Genomic DNA, 17023 nt, shown 5'->3' on the forward strand with positions numbered 1-17023 from the left:
TGGGCGCAGCTGGCCGATCCGGCCGCCGCGCGGCTCGGCATCGACGAGGCAGATCGCAATCGTGCTTGAGACGGAACGGCTGTCCGCAGCGCATCTGGGGTTCCTGTTCGCAGCGGTGCTGCTCGGCTTCTGGTCGAACCTGTGGGCGGTACCGCTGTTCGATCTCGACGAAGGCGCCTTCAGCCAGGCGACGCGCGAGATGCTCGCCAGCGGCCAGTGGCTGATCACCACCTTGAATGGTGAGCCGCGCTACGACAAACCGATCCTGATCTATTGGGCGCAGGCGGCTTCGGTGAGCCTGTTCGGCGCCAACGAACTCGGCTTCCGCTTCCCGTCCGCGCTCTGCGCCTCGGCCTGGATGTTCGTGGTGTTCCGCGCCACCTTCATGTTCACTGCAAGCCGCAATGCCGCGCTGCTGGCTGCTGGTGCGGTCGCTCTAAGCCTGACGTCCAGCGTCATCGGCCACGCGGCGATCGCCGATGCGATGCTGAATCTGTGGATCGCCCTGGCAATGCTCGGCATCTACCAGCACTGGCTGGCGCCGACCCGCAGCAAGCTGCTGCGCATCTATCTGTGGATGGGCTTGGGGTTTCTGACCAAGGGGCCGATCGCGGTCGCGCTGCCGGTGATCGTCTCCCTGGTCTTCTACCTCAGCCAGCGTCAGCCGCTGCGCTGGCTTGCCGCCGTGTTCGATCCTTACGGCTGGCTGGTGTTCCTGGCCGTGGTCGCACTGTGGATGGCGCCGCTGGCGATGACCGGCCAGACCGATTTCTTCTTCCACTTCCTGTTCGAGCACAACCTGACCCGCTACGGCAGCACCATGCAGGGGCACGGCGGCAAGCTCTGGTACTACGTCGCGGCATTGCCGCTGATCGTGCTGCCGTTCACGGCGCTGCTGCCGGGCACGTTCGCGCGGCTGCGCAAGCCTGATCCGCTCGACGTGTTCCTGCTGCTCTGGTTCGCCTTCGTGTTCCTGTTCTTCTCGTTCTCGGGCACCCAGCTGCCGCATTACCTGCTGTACGGCTGCACGCCGCTGTTCGTGCTGTTCGGCCGCGCTTGGAACCGCCTGCCGGCCAAGTTCTGGACCCTGCTGCCAGCGCTGCTGTTCGCCCTGCTGCTGGCCAGCCTGCCCTGGGTGCTGCCGATGGTTCCGATCGACGGCGATCGCCCCTACGAAGCCGGCATCGTCTCGCTGGCCGCGCGTTCGTTCGGGCTCGACTACACGATCCTCAGCGGCACGGTGCTGGTCGCAATCCTGGTGCTGCTGTTCCGGCGCAGGACCGCCGCCTGGCAGGCCCTGCTCGGTGCCGGAATGGCGCTGTCGATGCTGGTCTGGTTCGGCTTCATCCCGGTGCTCGCCGCCGCCCAGCAGCTGCCAGTGCGGGAAGCCGCGCTGCGGGCCAAGGAACTCGGCACGTCGACGGTCAGCTATCGCACCTTCCTGCCGACCTTCAGCGTCTACCGCGGCGCGATCACCCCGAACCGCCTGCCCGAACCGGGCGAGTTGGTATTCGTGAAGCTGGACCGGATTCCAGATCTGCAGCGCGAATTGGGTGCCAGCGTGACTTTGATTCCTGAGTTCAAGAAGGGCGGCGTGGCACTGCTGCTGAGGCAGAGCGAAGGCGGCCGCTGAGGCAAACGAAAACGGCTCGCACCAGGCGAGCCGTATCGATGCAACTTGGAAAAAGTGGCCCGCACTAGCGACACCCCGGCGCCCGGCTGCACCGCTACCGTTGCTCCCTTCCGGGCCTGGCGGGGTTCACGGCTTGCCGTCGCGGGGGCACCAGCGCGGACCGGCGCGGATTGTCCGCTCTGTGGCCGCGAAGCTCAAGCATAATTTCTGCATGTGATTTCGCGGCATGCGGGCATACAGCCTGCTTTGTTTACATCGGCCGCACCCCGACCTGTTGCATGCTCTTCGCCGCGATACCGAAACCCCACACCAAAGACCCAAACTCATGACTCTGCGCCTGCCCTGCTTCAAGGCTTACGACATCCGTGGCCGCGTTCCCGATGAACTGAATGTCGACGTTGCCTATCGCCTCGGCCTCGCCTATGCCGCAGCGTTCTCTCCGAAGCGCGTCGCGCTGGGCCGCGATGTGCGCCTGTCCAGCGCCGAGCTGCTGAATGCGCTGGCCCACGGCCTGGTCGAAGGCGGCGTCGAAGTGGTCGACATCGGCCTCGGCGGCACCGAAGAGGTCTACTTCGCATCGTTCCAGCCTGGCATCGACGGCGGCATCATGGTCACCGCCAGCCACAATCCGATGGATTACAACGGCATGAAGCTGGTCAAGGGCGGTGCAATCCCGATTTCCGGCGACACCGGCCTGCGCGCGCTCGAAGAAGCCACCGCCGCGTCGACCGCGACGGCGCCAACCGGCGAAGCCAAGCGCACCCTGCACGACTACCGGCCGGACTACGTCAAGCATCTGCTCGGCTATGTCGATCCGAAAGTATTGAAGCCGCTGAAAATCGTCGTCGACGCCGGCAACGGCTCGGCCGGCCTGGTCATCGATGCGCTGGAGCCGCACCTGCCGTTCGAGTTCATCAAGATCCATCACGAGCCGGATGGCACGTTCCCGAACGGCATCCCCAACCCGCTGCTGCCGGAGATGCGCTCGGCGACGTCCGCTGCCGTGATCGAGCACAAGGCCGATTTCGGGGTGGCCTGGGATGGCGATTTCGATCGCTGCTTCCTGTTCGACGAGAAGGGCGGCTTCATCGAGGGCTATTACATCGTGGGTCTTTTGGCCGAAGCGATGCTCAAGCTCGAAGCGGGCGCGAAGATCATCCATGACCCGCGCCTGACCTGGAACACGGTCGACATGGTCAAGACCGCCGGCGGCCTGCCGATCCAGTCGAAGACTGGCCACGCCTTCATCAAGGAGCGCATGCGCCTGGAGAACGCGATCTACGGCGGCGAGATGAGCGCCCATCACTACTTCCGCGATTTCGCCTACTGCGACAACGGCAACATCCCGTGGCTGCTGGTCGCCGGCCTGATTTCGGCGAGCGGCATGACGCTGTCGCAGCTGGTCGAAGACCGCCAGGCCAAGTTCCCGGCCTCGGGCGAGATCAACCGCAAGGTGTCGGACGTGAAGGGCACGATCGCCAAGGTCGAGGCCAAGTACGCCACCGGCGACGCAACGGTGGAGAAGGTCGATGGTCTGTCGGTGGAGTTCGCCGAGTGGCGCTTCAACCTGCGCGGCTCCAACACCGAGCCCGTGCTGCGTCTGAATGTAGAATCGCGCGCCAACCCGGGGCTGATGGAAGCGAAGACTGCCGAGCTTCTCGCCCTGATCGACGCGACCTGACCGAAACTACCTTCATCCTTGACCAAGACCGCCCGCGCCACATCCCCTAGCCGTCCTCGCGACGCGAGCAACGGCGGTCTTCGTTGAGTACTTTGAAGTACCGTGCGACTGCGGTCGCACGGGTTCTGCTGCTGTTGCTGCGCTGCCTGGTGATCGGCGCGGCGCTGTTCGTGTCGGTGCAGGACTCTGCAGACGCCTGGTGCCTGCTGATCAACGCCAGCCTGTTCCTGCTACCGCTGGCGCTGTTGCTGAGCCTGACCGGCCGCTGGGTCTGGAGCCTGTCGATCGCGGCGGCGTTCGCGCTGTTCATCTACGGCATGGGCGAGCTGAAGTTCATCTACTTCTACACCCGGCTGATCGTTGCCGACTGGTCGTTCGTGACCGAACCGGCGAACTGGACCATCGTCCGCCAGTACCCGCGCATCTACACGACTCTGGCAGGCTTCAGCACCGTGCTGCTGCTGCTGATCGTCGACGCCACTCTGGCAACGCCGCGTAGCGCTCGCCTGCCACGCAGCTTGCGTATCGGCGCTGCCGTGGTAGCGCTCGCGCTGGTCGGCGCACTGACCACGCTGCGTCATCACCACACCTGGGAAGTCTGGCTCGACGATGCCAACTGCAACACCGCGAACAAGTGCGGGGTGGTCAGCCGACTGCTGTTCTCGCTGCAGATCTACGAGTTCGAGGTGCCGCTGCACGAGGGCGATCCGACGCCGTTCCTGACTGCCGAGGTCGCGCTTGGCGAGCAGGCTCGGCCGGTCTTGCCAACGCATCCGGACGTGGTGCTGTGGCTGCACGAATCGACCTTCAACCCGCGTCAGTTCCAGCTGCCGGGTGCGGTACTGCCGCCGCTGCCGATGTTCGAGCGCAGCCCGGAAACCCGTGCGATGGGATTGCTGCGCACCCACACCTTTGGCGGCAAGACCTGGTTGTCCGAGTTCTCGGCACTGAGCGGTCTGGTGCCGGACGATTTCGGCGCCCATCGCGCCCGCGTGTTCACCACCATCGGTACCCGCACCCAGACCAATCTGTTCCGGGTGTTGAAGGCGCAGGGCTATCACACGATCGTGCTGATGCCGACCTTCAAGCGCTTCTACGGCGCCGGCCGCACTTACGACCTGATGGGCGCCGACCAGATCCTGACCCTGCGCGACTTCCCCGAGTACGACAAGTATCCCGGCGACGAGTGGGACATCGCTGAAACGCCACGCATGGCCGAGGCGGCAATCAAGCTGATCCGCGAGCACCGCGCCGGCCCGAACGGCGCCCAGCCGCTGTTCCTGTACTTCCTGTCGGTGAAGGAACACGCGCCCTACGACAAGCACGCACACATCGACTACAAGCTCGACAAGGTGCCGATTCCGAAAAGCCTCGCCGCCCGGCTGAGCGATTACGTCAATCGCCTGGTGACACTCGATGGCGCGGTGCAGACGGTCAACGACTATCTGTTCGCCAAGGATGCGCGGCCAGCCGTGTTCGGCTACTTCGGCGACCATCAGGCTTATTACGAAGAAGACTCGCCGCCGTACCGCTACAAGCTGCCCGAGCCGAAGAACGTCACCCAGTTTCAGGTGCGCAGCAACTATCCGGTGCCCCGAGAAACGCCGGTGCCGATCATGGATATCGCTTTCCTGCCGGGGCTGCTGGTCGACACCAGCGGCGTCGAACGCGACAACTATTTCGAGTCGCTGTCGGCGATGCGCCGGCTGTGCAAGGGCATGCTCGACGACTGCCCGGACAAGACGCTCGTCGACAGTTACAAGACTCGCATCTTCGGGCGTGAAGTCGGGCTTTTTCCGGTCGTCGAGTAGCCAAGCAGCGCATACAAAAAAGCCCGGGAAACCCGGGCTTTTTTTGTACAGGTCAGCCGCTTCGCCGCGTCTGGGACAGTCGCCGCACGGTCGCGGCGAGCAAGTCGATCTCTTCGAAGGTGTTGTAGAAGGCCAGACTCGGCCGCACCGTGAATTCCAGCCCGAAGCGACGCAGGATCGGCTGCGCGCAGTGATGGCCCGAGCGTACCGCGATGCCTTCCTCGCTGAGCGCCTGACCCACTTCCGCCGTGGTGAAACCTTCGAGCACGAAGCTCATCACGCTGGTCTTGTGCTTGGCGGTGCCGATCATGCACAGCCCGGGAATGCGGCACAGCGCTTCGGTGCCGTATTCGAGCAGATCGTGTTCCTGGCGCGCGATGTTCTCCATGCCGAGGCGTTCGATGTAATCGATCGCCGCACCCAGACCCACCGCATCGGCGATGTTGCCGGTGCCGGCTTCGAAGCGTGCCGGCGGCCCCTGGTAGACCGTCTTGTCGAAGGTCACATCCTCGATCATGTTGCCGCCACCCTGATACGGCGGCATGTGCTCGAGGAGGTCACGCTTGCCGTAGACGACGCCGATACCGGTGGGCCCGAACAGCTTGTGGCCGGAGAAGACGAAGAAATCGGCATCCAGCGCCTGCACATCAACCCGCATGTGCGACACCGACTGCGCGCCGTCGATCAGCACCTTGGCGCCGTAGCGATGGCCGAGGTCGATGATCTCCTTGACCGGCACCACGGTGCCCAGCGCATTCGAGACCTGGGTGACCGCGACGATCTTGGTACGGCTGCTCAGCAGCTTCTGATACTCGTCGAGCCGCACCTGTCCGGTGTTGTCGACCGGGATCACCCGCAGCACCGCGCCCTTCTCGGCCGCCAGCATCTGCCAGGGCACGATGTTGGCGTGATGCTCGAGATGCGAGATCACGATCTCGTCGCCTTCACCGATGTTCTGCTTGCCCCAGCTCTGGGCAACCAGGTTGATTCCTTCGGTGGTGCCGCGCACGAAGATGATCTCCTCGGGGCTCGAGGCACCGATGAAGTTCGCCACCTTCTTGCGCGCGGACTCGTAGGCATCGGTCGCTCGCGCTGCCAGTTCATGCGCGGCGCGATGGATGTTGGAGTTCTCGTTGGCATAGAAGTACGAGATGCGGTCGATGACCGACTGCGGCTTCTGCGTCGTCGCCGCATTGTCGAGCCAGACCAGTGGCTTGCCGCCGCTGACTCTTGTCGACAGGATCGGGAAATCGCGGCGCACAGTGGCGACGTCGAAGATGCCACGGCCCGGCGGGACTTTCGGTGCCGCCGGCTTCTCGCCCAAATCCGCAAAGTAGAAGCTGGGCGCCGAAGGACTAGCCGGCGCTGCCGCCGACGACAACGGCAACTCGGGGCTGATCCGCGTTGGCGCTGACAGTCCGAACGGATCGGACAAGCGCGTCAGATTCAACGGCGGCGATGCCGGCACACCACTCGCCGACGAAGCATCGCCGAGAAAGTAGTACGGGCTGCTCGGAGGCTGCGCCGATGACGGCACCGCGGCATCGGACAGATTCGGCGCAGGTGCTGTGCCCGGCAACAATGCAGCGAAACCTTCCGGCACACCGGCGAAGCCGTTGCCGCCTTTCGGCATGGCCGGCAGCACTGTGCTCTGCAGGCCATGCAGGTCCGGCGTCTGCGCCTGGGTCGGCACCACTCTCGGCGTGATGAACGAAGGCGGCGCCGCCAGTTCAGCGGCACCGGGCTGCGTGGTGCGCACTGGCGGCGTCATCGGCAGCGTGGTTGCCACCGGCAAGGGATTGTTCTGCCCGGCCACCGCAATGCCGCCAGTCGGCAGCGGCGAACCGAGATTGATGGGGCCGCTAGGCGCCGCCGGCGCCTGACCGAATGCCGGTTCAGCGCCGGGCGGCGCGCTGAACATCGCATTGGCCATCGCCTGCAGCGCGGCGACGTCGAGACCGCTGCCCGAGACACTCATGGGAGCCTCGCGACCTTACTTGTAGGTGTCGGGATAGTCGTGGAACTTGTTGATTTCCACGTCTTCCAGCACCGCCAGCGCATCGTCGGTGAGCACCGCCAGCGAGCAGTACAGCGAGATCAGATAGGAGGCGATCGCATGGTCGTCGATGCCCATCAGGCGCACCGACAGGCCCGGGCTCTGCTCGCCCGGCAAGCCCGGCTGGAACAGACCGACGACGCCCTGGCGCTTCTCGCCCACGCGCATCAGGATGATCTTCGACTTGCCATCGGCGATCGGCAGCTTGTCGCTCGGGATCAGCGGCACGCCGCGCCAGGTGATGAACTGCGAGCCGAACAGGCTGACCGTCGGCGGCGGCACGCCACGGCGCGTGCACTCACGGCCGAAGGCGGCAATCGCCAGCGGATGCGCGAGGAAGAACGCCGGCTCCTTCCAGACCTTGGTCAACAGCTCGTCCATGTCGTCCGGCGTCGGCGCGCCGGTCAGCGGATAGACGCGCTGCGATTCGGCGACATTGGCCAGCAGGCCGTAGTCCGGGTTGTTGATCAGCTCGCTTTCCTGGCGCTCCTTGATCGTTTCGATGATCAGGCGCAGCTGTTCCTTGATCTGGTCGTACGGGCTGGAATGCAGATCCGATACCCGGGTGGCGATATTCAGCTTGGTGGCGACCTGCTTCAGCCAGTATTCGCGCGGGTTCTCGTCGTAATCGACAAAGGAATTCGGCAGCTGGCCGCTTTCGGTCACCGAGCAGGCGGTGCGGATGTCGGCCGGATTCTTGACCTTGTTGACGCGGAACACACCGGCTTCGACCGGCTGCCACTGCAGCAGATGGGTCAGCCAGCGCGGCGTGATGTTGGAATATTGCGCAACCGTCTTGGTGGTATTGGCCAGCTTGTGGGCAGCGACATCGCCCAGGGTCGGCAGCGGTACGGAATCAGCCATGAGAAGTTCTCTTCAGATCGGTTGTGAATAAGCTTAAGTCTGATCGGTTGGTGTGACAGCGGCTACCGGCTTCAAGCCCCGACGAGCAACTTTTTAGGCTGCCCGCTGGCGCTGTTCATACAGATCAGTTCTGAGCTGCGGCGTCTGGCAGGTTCAGTCCTGCACCCACGGCAGACCGTGGAAACGCCAGCCGTTCGACAGGCCACGATGACCCAGCGCATCGATATCGCCTTCGAAACCTTCGGCGATGTTGGCGATCTGGGTGAAGCCCGCCTTGATCGCTGCTTCGACGGCCAGTGCCGAGCGCTTGCCGCTGCGGCACAACAGCAACACCGGGCGATCCTTGCCGACCTTTGCTTCCAGCTCACGCACGAAGCGCGGGTTGCGGGTCATCGCCGTGCCGGTGGCCCAGGGAACGTGCAGGCTGTTCGGCACCTGGCCGACGAACTTCAGTTCTTCGGCGGTCCGCACATCGACCAAGGAGGCGCCACCGCCCTGAATCAGTTCCCAGGCTTCGGCCGGAGACAGGCTGCCGCCATTCGGCAAGGGCGAGGAATGACCGGCAGCAGCCACGTCAGCAGCGAAAGGACCGGCAGCGGCGGCACTGATCGGCGCGATGGTGTCGTACGGCATGAAAGCTCCTTGAGGGTGCGGTGCCCGGCCCTCTCAGGCCGCTGCGGATGCCGAGCAATCTAGGTGCGATCGTTATACGAATAAAGTAATCAGAAAAGCTTTTAAAAGACTTAAATAGAATTTAAAACGATCGCTCGCTTCAGCGCGGCAGCATCCGCTTCAGCGTGTCGTCACGCAGGAAGTAATGGTGGTACAGAGCCGCCAACGCATGCAGACCGATCAGGAAATAGCCGATCGTGCCGCCGGTTTCGTGCAGGTCTTCGAACAGGTCGGCGTAATCCTTGTTCTCGGGGATCGGCAGCTGGATTTCGAACAGGCCGAAGCAGGGCAGCGCATGGCCTTCGAAGCTCAGGATCAGCGCGCCGCCGATCGGCATGCCGATCATCAGCCCGTACAGCGCGAAGTGCGCGAGCTTCGCGGCCTTCTGCTGCAAGGCTGGCGGCGCCGGGGTGATCGCCGGTGCCGGACCGCTCGCCAGACGCGCCGCGATGCGTACCCAGACCAGGGCGAAGATGCTCAGACCGATCGAGAAATGCAGCATCTTGACCAACGCCCTCGCCTCGCTGCCTTTCGGGAATTCGCTGCGGCTCAGGATCAGGCTGTAGGCGGCGACGATCAGCAGCACCATCAGCCAGTGCAGAACGATGCTGATGCCGCTGTAGCGATCGGTTCGGGACATGCTGGGCAGGAACTCAGGCCGCCGGCTTCAAATTCCGGGGCCGCGCCGCGATCGCGAAACCATGGCCGTGATCGAGCAGGTATTCAAGCCACTTGGCGAGCATGTGGTTGCGGCCCCACTGGTCGTGCAGGTAGTCATGGGCTTGGGCGTCACCGAACATCTGCGCCAGCCAGGTGGGCCGCTGACCGCAGTCGAGCGCTTCGGCGACCCGGGCATCGCGATAGACCTTGATCCACAGATCCGGCTCGAGACGGCGCTCGCCGTTCTCATCCTTGAATTCGTAGGTCAGCCGCAGTTCGGCGGTGTACGGTGCGCGCTCGACGACGGTCAGCACCAGCGGCAGATCGGTAGCCGACTTCGACACCGCACGATCGAACGGCAGGTTCAGTTCCGGCACCAGGCGTTCGAGCAGGCGATAGCTGCGCTCATATAGATCGACCAGATGCGCAATACGGCGCGGCTGGCCGCAGCAGGGGCAGCGGTCGGAGGTAGTGATGTCGGCTTGCATGAGCCCGACTATAAGATAGGAACGCAGGCCGGCACAGGCTTGCGCTATCAATGTTTTTTCTGATCGAGAACAAATCCTGATGTCTGTCCGCGAACAGCTGACCCAGCCTTACAATGACCAGAAGCCCGGCACCGCCGGCTTGCGCAAGAAGGTGGCCGTTTTCCTGCAGCCGCATTACCTGGAAAATTTTCTGCAGGCGATCTTCGATGTCGAGACCAGCCTGAAGGGCAGCACCCTGGTGATCGGCGGCGATGGCCGCTATCACAACCGCGTGGCGATCCAGACCGCGATCGCGATGGCTGCCGGCAATGGCATCAGCAAGGTCGTGGTCGGTCAAGGCGGCATCCTGTCGACACCCGCCGCTTCGAACCTGATCCGCGTCCACGATGCTGCCGGTGGCCTGCTGTTCACCGCCAGCCACAACCCGGCCGGGCCGCATGGCGATTTCGGCATCAAGTTCAACATCGCCGGTGGCGGACAGGCGCCGGAAGCGCTGACTGGCAAGATCTATGAAGCAAGCCGGACGATCAGCCGCTATCGCCTGTTCGACGGCGGTTCCGTCGATCTCGATCACTGCGGCAGCCAGCAGCTCGGCGACACCTTGATCGAGGTCGTCGACAGCGTCGATGACTACGCCAGGCTGCAGCAGAGCCTGTTCGACTTCGATCTGATCCGTGCCTGGTTCAAGCGCGGCGGCCGCATCTGCTTCGATGCAATGCACGCGGTCACCGGGCCTTACGCCCAACGCATCCTGATCGAGCAGCTCGGCGCACCGGCCGGCAGCGTCATCAACGCGACACCGCTGGAAGACTTCGGCGGCGGTCATCCGGACCCGAACCTGATCTACGCCAAGCATCTGCTCGATCTGGCGATGAGCGCGGAATCGCCGGACCTGATCGCCGCCAGTGATGGCGATGGCGATCGCAACATGATCCTCGGCCGCGGCCTGTTCATCTCGCCCGGGGATTCATTGGCGATGCTCGCAGCGCACCTCACCAAGCTGCCGGGCTACAAGCAGGGCCTCAAGGGCTTGGCCCGCTCGATGCCGACCTGCCGCGCGGTCGATGTCGTCGCCAAGGCACTGAAGGTCGAATGCTATGAGACGCCGACTGGCTGGAAGTTCTTCTGCAACCTGCTCGATGCCGACCGCCTGACCCTGTGCGGCGAGGAAAGCTTCGGTACCTCATCGAGCCACACACGCGAGAAGGACGGCCTCTGGGCGGTGCTCGCCTGGCTGAACGTGCTGGCCACCAGCGGCAAAAGCGTGCAGCAGCTCGCCGATGCGCACTGGGCGAGCCACGGCCGCCATTACTACGTGCGCCACGACTATGACGAGCTGCCGGTCACCGCTGCGAACACTGTCGTCGATACCCTGCGCAAGGCGCTGCCGTCGCTGATCGGCAGCACTCATGGCGACTGGACGATCAGCCAGGCCGACGAGTTCTCGTACACCGATCCGGTCGACGGCAGCATCGCCACCGGCCAGGGTCTGCGCATCGTCTTCGGCGACGCGGCGCGGATCATCCTGCGCCTGTCCGGCACCGGCACCGAAGGCGCGACCCTGCGTCTGTATCTGGAGCGCTACGAGACCGCTGCCGACCAGCTCGCCTGGTCGACCAGCGAAGCACTGGCTCCGCTGGCGCAGATCGCCGACCGCATCGTCCGCCTCAACGAACTGACCGGCCGCAAGGGACCGAGCGTGATCACCTGAGGGCTTGCCCTCAGGCAGTTGCGGCAAGCATAGCGGCTACACTTTCCGGGCTGACGATTCGGGCTTTCAGACTCGAACTCATAACGATAAGAACAACCCCGGATGTGCGCGCAGGAGTGCGACGATGTCGACGACGCAGGAAGGCCAGTTGCTGTGGAGTCCTCGCGGCGAGTTCGCCGATGCGTCGAACATCGCTGCGTTCATGCGCTGGCTCGATGACACCCGCCAGCTGAAGTTTGCCGACTACGAAGCGCTGCGGCAGTGGTCGGTCACCGAGATCGAAGCGTTCTGGGCAGCGGTCTGGGATTACTTCGAAGTCCGCGCCGAAACCCCGTATCAGCAGGTGGTCAGCAGCCGCGAGATGCTTGGCGTGCGCTGGTTCGAAGGCAGCCGGCTGAACTATGCCGAGCACCTGCTGCGTCACGAAGCCACGGCGGCGCCCGGCCAGATCGCCTTCCATCACTGCTCGGAGAATCGCCCGCTGGCGACCTTGAGCTGGCAGGAACTCGGCCGCCAGGTGCGCATCGTCGCCACCCGCTTGCGTGCGCTCGGCGTGGTGCCCGGCGATCGCGTGGTGTCGTACATGCCGAACGTGCCGGAAACGGCGGTGGCCATGATGGCGACGGTGGCGATCGGCGCCGTCTGGTCCTCGGCAGCGCCGGAGTTCGGCACCCGCACGGTCACCGAGCGCTTCGCGCAGATCGAACCGAAACTGCTGTTCGCTGCCGATGGATACCGCTTCGGCGGTCGCGATTTCAAGCGCGAGAGCGAAGTGCGCAGCATCGCCGCCGCACTGCCGACGCTCGAACACATCGTCTGGCTGCCGTATCTGGACGCGGCCGCTGCACTGCCAGCGCTGCCCGGCGTGCTCGCCTGGAGCTCGCTGCTCGATCATCCCGATGTGCCGCGCGAGACTTTCCGCTACGAGCAGGTCGCCTACGACCATCCGCTGTGGATAGTGTTTTCGTCGGGCACCACCGGGCTGCCGAAAGCGATCGTCCACAGCCATGTCGGCGTGCTGCTCGAACACCTGAAGGTGATGCATTTCCATCTCGGCCTGAAGCCGACATCGGTGATGTTCTTCTACTCAACCACCGGCTGGATGATGTGGAACCTGCTGTTCGCAGCACTCTTGACCGGTGCTGCCGCCGTGCTCTACGACGGCAACCCGGCCCATCCCTCGATCGACTTCCTGTGGCAGCTCGCCGCCGATACCGGCACCACGTCGTTCGGCGCCAGTCCGACCTATGTGCAGATCATGGAAAAGGCCGGGCTCGAGCCGGGCAAGCTCTACGATCTATCGCGACTGGAATCGGTGATCGTTGCCGGCGCGCCATCGACGCCGGAAACCTTCGCCTGGTTCTATCGCTGCGTGAAGCAGGACCTGTGGGTGACCTCGCAATCCGGCGGCACCGAGATCTGCTCCGGCTTCGTCGGCGCCGTGCCCTTGCTACCGGTGCATGCCGGCGAAATCCAGGCGCGCATGCTCGGCATGGATGTCCACGCCTGGCGCGATGACGGCACGCCGGCCGGCCCCGATGAAGTCGGCGAGCTGATGGTGACCAGCCCGTTCCCGTCGATGCCGATCAAGTTCTGGAACGATGAAGGCGGCAAGCGCTACCGCGAGTCCTACTTCGAAGTCTTCCCCGGCGTCTGGCGCCACGGCGATTTCATCAAGGTCAACGCGCGCGGTGGCTGCTACATCTACGGCCGTTCGGACTCGACCCTGAACCGCTACGGCGTGCGCATCGGCACCGCCGAAATCTATCGCGCCGTCGAGCAGTTGCCGGAGATCGCTGACAGCCTGATCGTCTGCTGCGAACTGCCCGGCGGCCAGTTCTTCATGCCGCTGTTCATCCGGCTTAAGCCCGACTACGCGCTCGACGACGGCCTGGTCCAGCGCATCGCCAGAAAGCTGCGCGAGGACTGCTCGCCGCGCCACGTGCCGGACAAGGTCTACGCGCTCGACATCCTGCCCTACACGCTCACCGGCAAGAAGATGGAAGTGCCGGTACGCAAGCTGTTGATGGGCTGGCCGCTGGAGAAAGCCGCCAGCCGCGACGCGATGATGAATCCGGCGGCGATCGACTGGTTCGTCGATTTCGCCGGCACGACCAGCGATTACCAGTGGCGCGCCTGAAGCGCCCTCAAGCACCCCCTGAGGCTTGCGGCCATGCGGCCGCAGTGTCCCAACAACCCGAGGAGAATCCCGCATGAGCAGTTCCGCCTCCGCCAAGAAGCCCGTCGTGATCTACGGCGTCACCGGCTATACCGGCCGCCTGGTTGCCGAATACCTGCGCGAATACCGCGTGCCGTTCATCGCCGCCGGCCGTGACGCCAAGCGCATCAAGGAAGTGCTCGACAAGGTGCCGGGCATCGAGACCGCCGAGTACGAGATCGTCGAAGTCGAGCACACCGTCGAAGCGCTGACCAAGCTGTTCAGCGGCGCCAAGGTGGTCTGCAACATGGTCGGCCCGTTCATGAAGTTCGGCCCGGAAGCGGTCGAAGCCGCGCTGGCCGCCGGCTGCCATTACACCGATACCAACGGCGAGCAGAACTGGATGATGCACGCCGAGGAAACCTGGGGCGCCAAGTTCGCCGCCAAGAATCTGCTGCTGTCGCCGGGCGTTGCGCAGATGTACACGACCGGCGAAATCGCCGCGAACATCTGCCTCGAACAGCCAGGCCTCGACACGCTCGACATCCTGGTGCTGTGGAAGGGCTTCCCGACCTACGCCTCGACGCAGACCATCTTCAGCATCCTCACAGCCAACTTCTATTACCTGGAACAGAACAAGTACGTGCAGTGGTCGCCAACGGCGAAATCCGAAGTGATCGTGCCCGGCCAGCATGAAACGGCGATGGCGCTGCCCTGGGGCGGCACCGCGCATCCGGTCTGGTTCAAGAACGATCCGCGCGTTGCCAACTGCAAGGCCCAGGGCGGCGTGTTCGCACGCCCGGTGATGGAAGGCGTGGTGCAGATCACCGGTGTCGTCGAAGACCAGATCAAGAAGCTGCCGAAGGCAGAGCAGGAGAAGGCGCTGTCCGACATGGCGGCGAGCCTGCAGGCCGGCATGCCACCGCGCGAGAACCCGCGCGAGAACACCTCGGTCGACTCGGTCCACGCCAGCGGTCCGCTCGGCCGCGCGCACTGCGTGATCCACGGCATCTGCAACTACAAGCAGACCGGCCTGCTCCAGGCCTATCTCGCCTACTACCTGCTGCAGGCGCCGCCGAAGCGCGTTGGCTTCGCGTCCGGCTGCCAAGCGTTCGGCCATCGCGAACTGCTCGGCCAGCTGCAAGCCTTCGGCCTGGTCAGCGCGCCGCAGCTGACCCGCAACGGGCTGACCGTCGCCGCCTGATTGCCGGGCTGATCGACTGAGTTTCAGATGATCTAGCCGCCCCGCTGCCGAACGCAGCGGGGCGGCTTTTTATTGGCTGACGCCTAGCGCTTCCAGACTTCATCCAACCGTGCCGGGCCCAGCCGACGATCGAGTGCAGCAATCAGCAACAGGCAGCCGAGCGCGGAGAACACCAAGGCCGCTGTGAACGTCGCGACATAGCCGTAGGCATCGCCGATCGCCGCCGCCGTGAACGCCGCCAGCCCCTGCGCGACCAGAACTGCGCAGGCCAGCAAGGTGTAATCGGTGCCGGCGTGCTCGGGGTCCGAGGCATCCATCATCAGGGTGAACAAGGCCACCGTCGCCATGCCGCCGAACAGGTGCTCGGTGATGCAGGCGCTCCAGACCAGCGCACGATCGTCCGGCGCACCGGCGGCCACCACGTACAACAGCAAGCTCAGCGCCTGGGCGATGCCGCAACCGAACAGCGCCCGTCGCCGGCCGAGCCGGAACGCCAGCCAGCCGCCGGCCGCAGCACCGACCAGACTCATGATCGAACCGAGCGTGCCCTTGACGATGGCAATCTCCTCAGTCGACCAGTGCGCATCCTTGAGCATCGGCCCGACCAGCGACGAGGTCATCGCATCGCCGAACTTGTAGGCGCAGACCAAAGCCAGCAGCGCCAGCATGCCGGGCAGTCGCAAGCGCGGCAGCCAGCCGGCGGCGAGCACTGGCAGCGGCGGCCTGGCCTTGCGCGCTGCGCCATCCGACGCTTCGCGATAGAGCAGCACCGGCACGCAGGTCAGGGCCAGCAAGGCCGACATGCCGAGACACATCGCCACCCAACCGAGCTTCGCGTAGACCCAGAGCAGCAGGCCACCGCCGAGCACCATGCCGATGCGGTAGGCGCCGACCTGAATGCCGTTGCCGAGTCCCCTCGCCTGCGCGTCGAGTAGACGCACCGCCATGCCGTCGGTCGCCACATCCTGCACGGCCGCCAGCACGTTGAACGCGAACACCGCCGCAAACACGGCGAGGAAACCGCGCGCGGGATCGATCAAGGCCAGCAGCGCCGCACCGATCGCAGCGACAAACTGGATCGGCAGAATCCAACTGCGCCGCGTGCCGACGTGATCGACCAGGGGTGCCCACAGGAACTTCAATGCCCACGGGATGAACAGCAGGGCGGTGGCGCTGATCGCTTTCAGCGAAGCGCCGTTCTCGCGCATCAGCACCGGCAGCGCCTGGGTGAAAAAACCATACGGCAGGCCCTGGGCGAGATACAGGCTGGTCAGCAGCAGCAAGGGCGCTGTGCGCGCTGCGGCGGCAGGCCCGGGAGAGCGCGATTCGGCAGGCATCAGGGTTTCAGGCGGCATGCTCACAGCCTACGCAGGCGGCCCGCTTTGCAACAGCCTGCGCGATCGCCGCACTGCAATGAATTCTTCGCTACCGTTGGCCAACGAATGCCGCCATCAGTCGGCCAGGAAACCTCACGATGAACGAAGCCGATTTCGAGTACGCAGGATTCTGGATCCGGGTCTGGGCCAGCGTCATCGACAGCGTGCTGCTGTTGCTGGTGATCATGCCGCTGGCGATCAGTGTTTACGGCTGGGATTACTTCGACCCCGAAGCCGCCTTCGTCCGCGGCCCGGCCGACTTCCTGATTTCCTGGCTGCTGCCGGCAGTATCGGTGGTGCTGTTCTGGCTGCTGCGCCGGGCCACGCCAGGAAAGATGGCGATTGCCGCAACCATCGTCGATGCCAGCACCGGCGGCGCGATCACGCCGCAGCAGGCGCTGCTGCGCTATGTCGGCTACTTCGTGTCGACGATTCCGTTCGGCCTCGGCCTGATCTGGGTCGCTTTCGATGCGCGCAAGCAGGGCTGGCACGACAAGCTGGCCGGCACCGTGGTGATCCGCCGGCGACGCGGGCCGCAGCCGGTGCGCTTCGATCAGTCGCGCGGATAGATCTCAGGGCTTCAGCGTGATCGTGTAAGGCACGCGGTTGCGGTCATCGACCACTTCCACCTTCAGCGCATCGGCGGTCAGCGCAAACGCCATGAAACCGGCGGTGGAAGCCGCAAACAGGCGGCCATCATCCTTGTCCC

13 protein-coding genes and 1 other RNA gene are annotated in these 17023 nt (G+C 64.6%); 7 read left to right on the forward strand and 7 right to left on the reverse strand.

Annotation, left to right across the window (positions count from 1 at the left end; translation table 11 throughout):
- Positions 1–1633 (forward strand): glycosyltransferase family 39 protein (locus Q0D45_RS15465; protein WP_293394619.1); only part of this gene is annotated, 1633 nt, incomplete at its 5' end.
- A 59-nt stretch (positions 1634–1692) separates the two neighbouring features.
- Here Q0D45_RS15465 and ffs read toward each other — a convergent pair.
- Positions 1693–1789, reverse strand: an RNA gene (gene ffs / locus Q0D45_RS15470) — signal recognition particle sRNA small type.
- Between the two features lie 169 nt (positions 1790–1958).
- Between ffs and Q0D45_RS15475 the strand changes: the two genes are divergently transcribed.
- The gene (locus Q0D45_RS15475; RefSeq protein WP_293394622.1) at positions 1959–3314 is read left to right on the forward strand and encodes a phosphomannomutase; all 1356 of its coding nucleotides are present in this window, start codon (positions 1959–1961) and stop codon (positions 3312–3314) included.
- Between the two features lie 83 nt (positions 3315–3397).
- Positions 3398–5125: a sulfatase-like hydrolase/transferase gene (locus Q0D45_RS15480; protein ID WP_293394625.1), complete on the forward strand. Its 1728-nt coding sequence runs from the start codon at positions 3398–3400 to the stop codon at positions 5123–5125.
- A gap of 52 nt (positions 5126–5177) precedes the next feature.
- Here the strand turns inward: Q0D45_RS15480 and Q0D45_RS15485 are convergent, their stop codons facing one another.
- The 5 genes from Q0D45_RS15485 to Q0D45_RS15505 all read right to left on the reverse strand — a co-directional run bounded on the left by Q0D45_RS15485 (position 5178) and on the right by Q0D45_RS15505 (position 9865).
- A complete protein-coding gene (locus tag Q0D45_RS15485; protein ID WP_293394628.1) occupies positions 5178–7103 on the reverse strand; it encodes a family 2A encapsulin nanocompartment cargo protein cysteine desulfurase in 1926 nt (641 codons plus the stop codon).
- A gap of 15 nt (positions 7104–7118) precedes the next feature.
- Positions 7119–8045, reverse strand: coding sequence for a family 2A encapsulin nanocompartment shell protein (locus tag Q0D45_RS15490; RefSeq protein ID WP_293394631.1), 927 nt, complete (start codon positions 8043–8045; stop codon positions 7119–7121).
- A gap of 153 nt (positions 8046–8198) precedes the next feature.
- Entirely contained in the window at positions 8199–8678 is a 480-nt protein-coding gene (locus Q0D45_RS15495) for a rhodanese-like domain-containing protein (protein ID WP_293394634.1), read from the reverse strand.
- Positions 8679–8817: 139 nt separating this feature from the next.
- On the reverse strand, positions 8818–9357 hold the full coding sequence (locus tag Q0D45_RS15500) for a cytochrome b (RefSeq protein ID WP_293394637.1): 540 nt from the start codon (positions 9355–9357) through the stop codon (positions 8818–8820).
- Positions 9358–9370: 13 nt separating this feature from the next.
- Positions 9371–9865: a DUF1249 domain-containing protein gene (locus Q0D45_RS15505; RefSeq protein ID WP_293394640.1), complete on the reverse strand. Its 495-nt coding sequence runs from the start codon at positions 9863–9865 to the stop codon at positions 9371–9373.
- A gap of 79 nt (positions 9866–9944) precedes the next feature.
- On the opposite strand from Q0D45_RS15505, the gene Q0D45_RS15510 reads away from it, so the two are divergent.
- The 3 genes from Q0D45_RS15510 (at position 9945) to Q0D45_RS15520 (ending at position 14938) form a co-directional block, all read left to right on the forward strand.
- Positions 9945–11576, forward strand: a complete 1632-nt coding sequence (locus Q0D45_RS15510) for an alpha-D-glucose phosphate-specific phosphoglucomutase (protein WP_293394643.1) — start codon at positions 9945–9947, stop codon at positions 11574–11576.
- 124 nt (positions 11577–11700) lie between these two features.
- Positions 11701–13716, forward strand: a complete 2016-nt coding sequence (locus Q0D45_RS15515) for an acetoacetate--CoA ligase (protein ID WP_293394646.1) — start codon at positions 11701–11703, stop codon at positions 13714–13716.
- A 73-nt stretch (positions 13717–13789) separates the two neighbouring features.
- Positions 13790–14938, forward strand: a complete 1149-nt coding sequence (locus Q0D45_RS15520) for a DUF5938 domain-containing protein (protein WP_293394649.1) — start codon at positions 13790–13792, stop codon at positions 14936–14938.
- A gap of 83 nt (positions 14939–15021) precedes the next feature.
- On the opposite strand, the gene Q0D45_RS15525 is transcribed toward Q0D45_RS15520, so the two are convergent.
- The gene (locus Q0D45_RS15525; protein WP_293394652.1) at positions 15022–16293 is read right to left on the reverse strand and encodes an MFS transporter; all 1272 of its coding nucleotides are present in this window, start codon (positions 16291–16293) and stop codon (positions 15022–15024) included.
- A gap of 119 nt (positions 16294–16412) precedes the next feature.
- Here Q0D45_RS15525 and Q0D45_RS15530 point away from each other — a divergent pair, with 119 nt between their 5' ends.
- Positions 16413–16883 (forward strand): RDD family protein, encoded by a 471-nt coding sequence (locus Q0D45_RS15530; RefSeq protein ID WP_293394656.1) that lies wholly within the window; start codon positions 16413–16415, stop codon positions 16881–16883.
- Positions 16884–17023: the final 140 nt, after the last annotated feature.

It is taken from the genome of Nevskia sp. (assembly GCF_023266035.1).
Classification (GTDB): domain Bacteria; phylum Pseudomonadota; class Gammaproteobacteria; order Nevskiales; family Nevskiaceae; genus Nevskia.

Coding starts and splice junctions, on each gene's coding strand:
- Q0D45_RS15490 (WP_293394631.1), bottom strand. CDS start 8,045: ATGGCTGATTCCGTACCGCTGCCGACCCTGGGCGATGTCGCTGCCCAC.
- Q0D45_RS15475 (WP_293394622.1), top strand. CDS start 1,959: ATGACTCTGCGCCTGCCCTGCTTCAAGGCTTACGACATCCGTGGCCGC.
- Q0D45_RS15505 (WP_293394640.1), bottom strand. CDS start 9,865: ATGCAAGCCGACATCACTACCTCCGACCGCTGCCCCTGCTGCGGCCAG.
- Q0D45_RS15520 (WP_293394649.1), top strand. CDS start 13,790: ATGAGCAGTTCCGCCTCCGCCAAGAAGCCCGTCGTGATCTACGGCGTC.
- Q0D45_RS15485 (WP_293394628.1), bottom strand. CDS start 7,103: ATGAGTGTCTCGGGCAGCGGTCTCGACGTCGCCGCGCTGCAGGCGATG.
- Q0D45_RS15525 (WP_293394652.1), bottom strand. CDS start 16,293: ATGCCGCCTGAAACCCTGATGCCTGCCGAATCGCGCTCTCCCGGGCCT.
- Q0D45_RS15510 (WP_293394643.1), top strand. CDS start 9,945: ATGTCTGTCCGCGAACAGCTGACCCAGCCTTACAATGACCAGAAGCCC.
- Q0D45_RS15500 (WP_293394637.1), bottom strand. CDS start 9,357: ATGTCCCGAACCGATCGCTACAGCGGCATCAGCATCGTTCTGCACTGG.
- Q0D45_RS15495 (WP_293394634.1), bottom strand. CDS start 8,678: ATGCCGTACGACACCATCGCGCCGATCAGTGCCGCCGCTGCCGGTCCT.
- Q0D45_RS15530 (WP_293394656.1), top strand. CDS start 16,413: ATGAACGAAGCCGATTTCGAGTACGCAGGATTCTGGATCCGGGTCTGG.
- Q0D45_RS15515 (WP_293394646.1), top strand. CDS start 11,701: ATGTCGACGACGCAGGAAGGCCAGTTGCTGTGGAGTCCTCGCGGCGAG.